The following is a 6,385-nucleotide window of genomic DNA, read 5'->3' as shown; positions in this document are numbered from 1 at the left end:
AATTAACTGCCCGCGACCTTCATGCGGTTGATCAGCATCGAGCCCACGGTCTTGGCGCCGTAGTTGTAGGCGTCGGAGCCAATGGCCTCGATGCCCTTGAACATGGTCTTGAGGTTGCCGGCAATGGTGATTTCATGCACGGGAAAAGCGATTTCGCCGTTCTCGACCCAGAAGCCGCTGGCGCCGCGCGAGTAATCACCGGTCACGTAGTTCACGCCCTGGCCCATCAGCTCGATCACGAACAGGCCCGTGCCCAGCTTCTTGAGCATGGCATCGAGGTCATCGCCTTCGCGTGTGAGGCGCGAGCTCATCACCAGGTTGTGCGAGCCGCCCGAGTTGCCGGTGGTCTTCATGCCCAGCTTGCGCGCCGAGTAGCTCGACAGGAAGTAGCCTTGCACGCGGCCGGCATCGATCACCTTGCGCGGCTGCACGCGCACGCCTTCCTCGTCGAACGGCGAGCTGCCCTTGCCGCGTAGGATGAACGGGTCTTCAAGCACGTCGATGTGCTTGGGGAACACCGGCTTGCCCAGCGAGTCGAGCAGGAAGCTGGTCTTGCGGTAGAGCGCGCCGCCGCTGACCGCGTGCACGAAGCTGCCCAGCAGGCCCGAGGCCAGCGTGGATTCAAACAGCACGGGGCATTCGGTGGTCGGGATCTTGCGGCTGCCCAGGCGGCTCAACGCGCGCTGCGCGGCGTAGCGGCCGACTTCGGCGGGCGAGGCCAGCTCGGAAGCGGCGCGCATCGAGCTGTACCAGGCATCGCGCTGCATTTCGGCGTTGCGCCCGGGCAGCGAAGCGATGGGCGCGACCGACAGGCTGTGGCGCGAGCTCGCATAGCCGCCGCGAAAGCCGTTGGAATGGGCGCTGAAGAAATGGCTTTGCTGGGCCGAGACGCCCGCGCCTTCGCTGTTGGTGATGCGCTTGTGCGTCTTGAGCGCCGCGGCTTCGCATTCCATGGCGATGGCGGCGGCCTCTTCGCTGGTGATGGCCCAGGGGTGGAACAGGTCGAGATCGCGGTGCGTGCCGGGTTCGGCGATGTCGGCGGCATCGGGCAGACCGCCCGTGGGGTCTTCTGCGGTGAAGCGCGCGATGTCGTACGCGGCCTGCACGGTCTGGGCAATCGCGGCGTCGGAGAAGTCGGAGGTGCTGGCGTTGCCGCGGCGGTTGCCCAGGTAGACCGTCACGCCCAGCGACTTGTCGCGGTTGCGCTCCACGGTCTCCAGGGCGCCCTTGCGCACGCTCACCGACAGGCCGCAGCCCTCGGAGGCTTCGGCGCCGGCGTCGGTGGCGCCGAGCTTCTTGGCATGCACCAAGGCACGGTCCACGAGGTCTTCAAAGAAGGGGCGGCTGTAGCTGAAGCCGGAATCGGCCTGCAATGCGGCGGTGCTTACGGAGCGGGGGCGGGGTTTTTTCATAGCGACAGCTATGATACTTGCCACTGCGATGCGCCCTGCATTGCCATCCTATTGCCCCCTACCATGTCACGCAAACCAAAAAAAGGCTACTTCGTAAAAGGCCAGTTCGTTGCCGAAGGCAGCGAACTCGACCTTGAACTCAAGGCCGAACTCAAAGGAACCTGGGACTCCAGCCGTACCGATATGAAGCGCGAAAGCGACGCGCTGCAAAAGCTCGGTGAAGACCTGCTGAACCTGCGCAGCGATCTGCTTGCGCGCCTGCAGCTGTCCGACAAGCTGCTCGACGCGCTGGCCGAAGCGCGCCGCATCACCAACTTCGAAGGCAAGCGCCGCCAGATGCAATACATCGGCAAGATCATGCGCAAGCTCGAGGAGCCGCTGGTCGCCGCGATTCATGCCGCCATGGAAGAGCAGCGCAGCGGCTCGCCCACCGAGAAGCTCACGGTGCTGCAGGCCGAGCAATGGCGCGAGCGCCTGATGGCCGATGACGGCGCGCTGGCCGAATGGCTGGACAGCTTCCCCGAAACCGATTCGCAGCAGATCCGCGCGCTGATCCGCCAGGCGCGCAAGGACGTTCCGGCCGGCACGCCCGCTGCTGCCGAACCCGCCGAAGAAGGCACGCCCAGCGCGCCGCGCAAGGTCAGCCGCGCCTACCGCGATCTGTTTGCGCTGCTGCGCGAGCAGCTCTCGGGAAGCAATGGTTTTCGCGGCGCGGTAACGCCTGCGGCGCCCGCAGCCGATGACGACAGCGATGACTGAGAACGCCGCAGCCTGCGACGCAGTGCGCATTGGCATCGTGTCGGTCAGCGACCGCGCAAGCAGCGGCGTCTACGTCGACCAGGGCCTGCCCGCGCTGCAGGACTGGCTGGGCCGCGCGCTGCGCAACCCGGTCACTTTCGAGTCGCGGCTGATTCCCGACGAGCAGGAACAGATCAGCCAGGCGCTGATCGAGCTGGTCGACGCGGGCTGCTGCCTGGTGCTGACCACGGGCGGCACGGGCCCGGCGCTGCGCGACGTGACGCCCGAGGCCACGCTGGCCATTGCCGACAAGGAGATGCCGGGCTTTGGCGAGCAGATGCGCCAGATCAGCCTGCGCTTCGTGCCCACGGCCATCCTGTCGCGCCAGGTGGCGGTGATCCGCGGCCAGAGCCTGGTCATCAACCTGCCGGGCCAGCCCAAGGCCATTGCGCAGACGCTTGAAGGCCTCAAGGATGCCGACGGCAAGAGCATCGTGCCCGGCATCTTCGCGGCCGTGCCTTACTGCATCGATCTGCTGGGCGGCCCCTACCTCGAGACGCGCAGCGAAGTCTGCGACGCCTTCCGGCCCAAGAGCGCACAGCGCGCGCCCTCGGCACGCTGACCGCACCGAGCGCCTCCACCGAGGCGCTTTTTCTTTCTACTGTTTGCCCGCCGGCCAGCTCACCCTGGCCGCTGCCGTTTCCGGCCTGTTACCCGCTCTATGTCCCAATTGAAACTCACCCTGATGCTGGCGCTGTTCACCATGCTCGGCCCGCTGGGGATAGACACCTATCTTCCTTCGTTCCACGCCATCGCCCAGGAATTCGCGGTGGACGCCACGGTGGTGCAGCAGACGCTGAGCGTCTATGTGCTGGGCCTGGCGGTGATGATGCTGGTCTACGGCACGCTCTCCGATGCGATAGGCCGGCGCCGCGTGATGCTGTTCACCGTGACCGGCTTCGGCCTGGTGTCGCTGCTGGCCGCGCTGTCGCCGAGCATTGAGACGCTGATCGCACTGCGCGCCGCCCAGGGCGTGATGGCCGGCGCAGGCATGGTGGTGTCGCGCGCGATGGTGCAGGACCGCTACCACGGCGCCCAGGCGCAGCGCATGATGGCGATGATCATGGTGGTGTTCGGCCTGGCGCCCGCGCTCGCACCCATTCTGGGCGGCTGGCTGCAGCTGCATGGCGGCTGGCGCGCGTCGTTCGGGTTTCTGGCGCTGTTTGCGCTGCTGCTGCTGGCCACGGCCTGGCGCGGCCTGCCCGAGACGCTGGCGCAGGAAAAGCGCACGCCGCTGGCCTGGCGGCCGATCGCGCGCAACTACCTCACCGCGATCCGTCACCGACCGTTTCGCCGCATGCTGCTGGCCATAGGCCTGATGGGCTCGGGCATGGCGGTCTACATCGCCTCGGCCGCGGAGTTCGTCATCACGCTGCTGGGCCAGGACGAGACCGGCTTTGGCTGGTTGTTCATCCCACTGGTGGGCGGCGGCATGCTGGGCTCGGTGATCAGCACCGTGCTGGCGTCGCGGCTGTCGCCGGCCCGCCAGAAGCAGATCGGCTTCACGATCATGGCGCTGGCCTGCGTCGTCAATGTGGGCTACAACCTGCTCTTCACGGCCACCCTGCCCTGGGCCGTGCTGCCGATCGCGCTGTACACGCTGTCCTGGTCGCTGATCAGCCCGCTGGTGGTGCTGCAGGCCGTGGGCTTCTTTCCGACGATGCGCGGCCTGGCGTCTTCGCTGCAGGGCTTTGTGCAGATGATGCTGTTTGCGCTGATCACGTCGGCCCTGGTGCCGCTGCTGTTCCACAGCGCGCTGTGGCTGGCGCTGGGCCATGCGGCGCTGATCGTCAGCGGAATGACGCTTTGGTATTTTTGCGCCCGCGAGCACCACGGCTGACGCACAGGCCGCACTGTCATAAAGCGGCAAGAGAGTGTCATCTGGTTTACACAGACTGTAACTAGCATGTGACAAACCGCCCGCAAGCCGAGGTCACCTCCGGCGCTGCGGGCCTGCTTTCCTCTCAGCTCTGTGCGTCCATGTCCTCCTCTCTCGCCCTTCGACTGCCGGCCCAGGCTCTGACCCTGGCGCCGACCGAAACTCCCCACGCCTTCCCACCTGCCGCACGCACGCGCATTGCCTGGCGGCGCTCGCTGGGCGCGCGCCTGCAGCTGATCTTCGCGCTGGCGCTGGCGCTGGGCTGGGGCTGCGCCGGCGTGGGGCTGTGGGCGCTGGACCGCAGCCAGGACGCGCTGCACCGCGTGATGGCCGAGCGCAGCGCCGCCGAGCGCCAGGTCGCCGACGCGTTCTGGCTGCAGTCGCGCAACATCGAACGCCTCAAGGCCATGGCGTTGAGCTCGGAGCCCGAAGTCGGCGACGTGCTGGGCGCCGAGGTCGCGACCGACGAAAAAGCCTATGCCCAGCTGCGCCAGACCGTGAGCCAGCGCACGCACAGCGCGGCCGAGCAGACGCTGTGGCAGGACCTGGACCAGCGCCATGCGGACTTTCTGGCCGCCAGCGCGGCCCTGGTCACGGCGCGCGACAGCGGCCTCACGCAGCGCATACGCGAGACCGTGGACCAGCGGTTCCTGCCCGCGGCGCAGGCGCTGACGCAGCAGCTGCAGGCGCTGTCGAACTACCAGCGCCAGGCGATGGACGACGCCGCGCGCGCTGCCGGCGAAAGCGCCGCCACGGCGCGCAGCGTGCTGCTGGCGCTGTGCGCGGCCTCGGTGCTGCTGGGACTGTGGCTGGGCTGGGCGCTGCGCCGCTGGATCGTGCAGCCGCTGGCCCAGGCGCACAGCGCGGCCCAGCGCGTGGCCGCGCTCGACCTGCGCACCGACCTGGAAAGCCGTGGCCGGGACGAAGCCGGCCAGATGCTGGGCGCGATGGCGCGCATGCAGACCAGCCTGCGCGATCTCGTGGGACAGCTCCAGGGCGCGACGCGCCATGTGGCCCACGCTTCCGAAGACATCGCACGCGGCAACCACGACCTGTCGCAGCGCACCGAGCATGGCGCGCTGCAGCTGCAGGCCGCCAGCGAGCATCTGGCAATGCTGTCCGAGACCACCACGCTGGCCACCCAGGCCGCCGAGCGCGGCCAGCAGGTGGCCCAGCAAGCCAGTGCCAGCGCCCAGGCCAGCGGCGCCTCGATCGAGGCGCTGGCCGGCACCATCCACCACATGGCGGGCAGCGCCCAGCGCATTGCCGACATCACGGGCGTGATCGACACGCTGTCGTTTCAGACCAATCTGCTGGCGCTGAACGCGGCCGTCGAAGCCGCGCGCGCCGGCGAACATGGCCGCGGCTTCAGCGTGGTCGCGGCCGAAGTGCGCGCGCTGGCCAACCGCAGCGCGGCCGCGGCCAAGGAAATCAAGCAGCTGGTCCAGGCCTCGAACGCCCAGGTCGATGAAAGCAGCCGCCTGGCCGTCCAAGCGCGCGCGCGCACCGCGCAGATGCTCAAGGCCATAGAACAGGCCACGCTCAGCATGGCCGACATCACCAGCCAGGCCCAGGGCCAGCAGCAGGACATCGCCGCGCTGCACGAAGCCGTGCATGCGCTCAGCGACCACGCCCAGCACAACTCGGCGCTGGTGCAGGAGTCGGCCGCCGCGGCGCTGAGCCTCAAGGACCAGGCCGGCGCGCTGTCGCGCATCGCGACCCGCTTCGCGTTGCCGGCCTGAACCTCACCACCTCAGGCAGCACCCGTTCGTGGTGAGCTTGTCGAACCATGAACGTCACGCCCCATGCCACGCGCGCTGCATGGCCGTGGTCGCCGCGGCCCGACAGTCGCCAGCGCCTTACCTGACCGGCGTGATGGGCAAGTAAAACTGCCCGCCGGCCTGCTGGAACTCCTGCGCCTTGGCCTGCATGCCTTCGGCCAGCGCCGCGTCCTCGGCCAGGCCCTTCTGCGCGGCGAATTCACGCACCTCCTGGGTGATCTTCATCGAGCAGAACTTCGGCCCGCACATCGAGCAGAAATGCGCGACCTTGGCGGCGTCCTTGGGCAGGGTTTCATCGTGGTAGGCCTGGGCGGTGTCGGGGTCCAGCCCCAGGTTGAACTGGTCCTGCCAGCGGAAATCGAAGCGCGCCTGCGACAGCGCGTCGTCGCGCGCGCGCGCTCCGGGATGGCCCTTGGCGACGTCGGCCGCATGCGCGGCGATCTTGTACGCCATGATGCCCTGCTTGACGTCGTCGCGGTCGGGCAGGCCCAGGTGCTCCTTGGGCGTCACGTAGC

General features: G+C 68.2%; 6 protein-coding genes. 4 read left to right on the top strand and 2 right to left on the bottom strand.

Features of this window, described 5'->3' with window-relative positions; all coding sequences use genetic code 11:
• Positions 1-2 precede the first annotated feature (2 nt).
• Positions 3-1,412 carry a metalloprotease PmbA gene (gene pmbA, locus RR928_RS23845; protein ID WP_332539847.1) on the bottom strand — a complete coding sequence of 470 codons (1,410 nt, stop codon included), beginning with the start codon at positions 1,410-1,412 and terminating at the stop codon, positions 3-5.
• 63 nt (positions 1,413-1,475) lie between these two features.
• Here pmbA and yjgA point away from each other — a divergent pair, with 63 nt between their 5' ends.
• The 4 genes from yjgA (at position 1,476) to RR928_RS23825 (ending at position 5,831) form a co-directional block, all read left to right on the top strand.
• Positions 1,476-2,171: a ribosome biogenesis factor YjgA gene (yjgA, locus tag RR928_RS23840; RefSeq protein ID WP_332539848.1), complete on the top strand. Its 696-nt coding sequence runs from the start codon at positions 1,476-1,478 to the stop codon at positions 2,169-2,171.
• Positions 2,164-2,772, top strand: coding sequence for a molybdopterin adenylyltransferase (gene mog / locus RR928_RS23835; protein ID WP_332684536.1), 609 nt, complete (start codon positions 2,164-2,166; stop codon positions 2,770-2,772). Before yjgA ends, mog begins: the two co-directional genes overlap by 8 nt.
• A 99-nt stretch (positions 2,773-2,871) precedes the next feature.
• Positions 2,872-4,050, top strand: a complete 1,179-nt coding sequence (locus RR928_RS23830; RefSeq protein ID WP_332684534.1) for a multidrug effflux MFS transporter — start codon at positions 2,872-2,874, stop codon at positions 4,048-4,050.
• Positions 4,051-4,190: 140 nt separating this feature from the next.
• Positions 4,191-5,831, top strand: coding sequence for a methyl-accepting chemotaxis protein (locus tag RR928_RS23825; protein ID WP_332539852.1), 1,641 nt, complete (start codon positions 4,191-4,193; stop codon positions 5,829-5,831).
• Positions 5,832-5,948: 117 nt separating this feature from the next.
• Here the strand turns inward: RR928_RS23825 and RR928_RS23820 are convergent.
• On the bottom strand, positions 5,949-6,385 hold a 437-nt coding region (locus RR928_RS23820; protein ID WP_332684531.1), incomplete at its 5' end, for a phosphomethylpyrimidine synthase ThiC.

This window comes from Comamonas sp. (genome assembly GCF_036666375.1).
In the GTDB taxonomy this organism is placed as follows: domain Bacteria; phylum Pseudomonadota; class Gammaproteobacteria; order Burkholderiales; family Burkholderiaceae_C; genus Comamonas.
This window is presented reverse-complemented; position numbering and strand designations above follow the sequence as displayed.

What these genes read in the sequence shown, in the direction of transcription:
- RR928_RS23830 (WP_332684534.1), top strand. Translation starts at nt 2,872, where the DNA reads ATGTCCCAATTGAAACTCACCCTGATGCTGGCGCTGTTCACCATGCTC.
- yjgA (WP_332539848.1), top strand. Translation starts at nt 1,476, where the DNA reads ATGTCACGCAAACCAAAAAAAGGCTACTTCGTAAAAGGCCAGTTCGTT.
- pmbA (WP_332539847.1), bottom strand. Translation starts at nt 1,412, where the DNA reads ATGAAAAAACCCCGCCCCCGCTCCGTAAGCACCGCCGCATTGCAGGCC.
- RR928_RS23825 (WP_332539852.1), top strand. Translation starts at nt 4,191, where the DNA reads ATGTCCTCCTCTCTCGCCCTTCGACTGCCGGCCCAGGCTCTGACCCTG.
- mog (WP_332684536.1), top strand. Translation starts at nt 2,164, where the DNA reads ATGACTGAGAACGCCGCAGCCTGCGACGCAGTGCGCATTGGCATCGTG.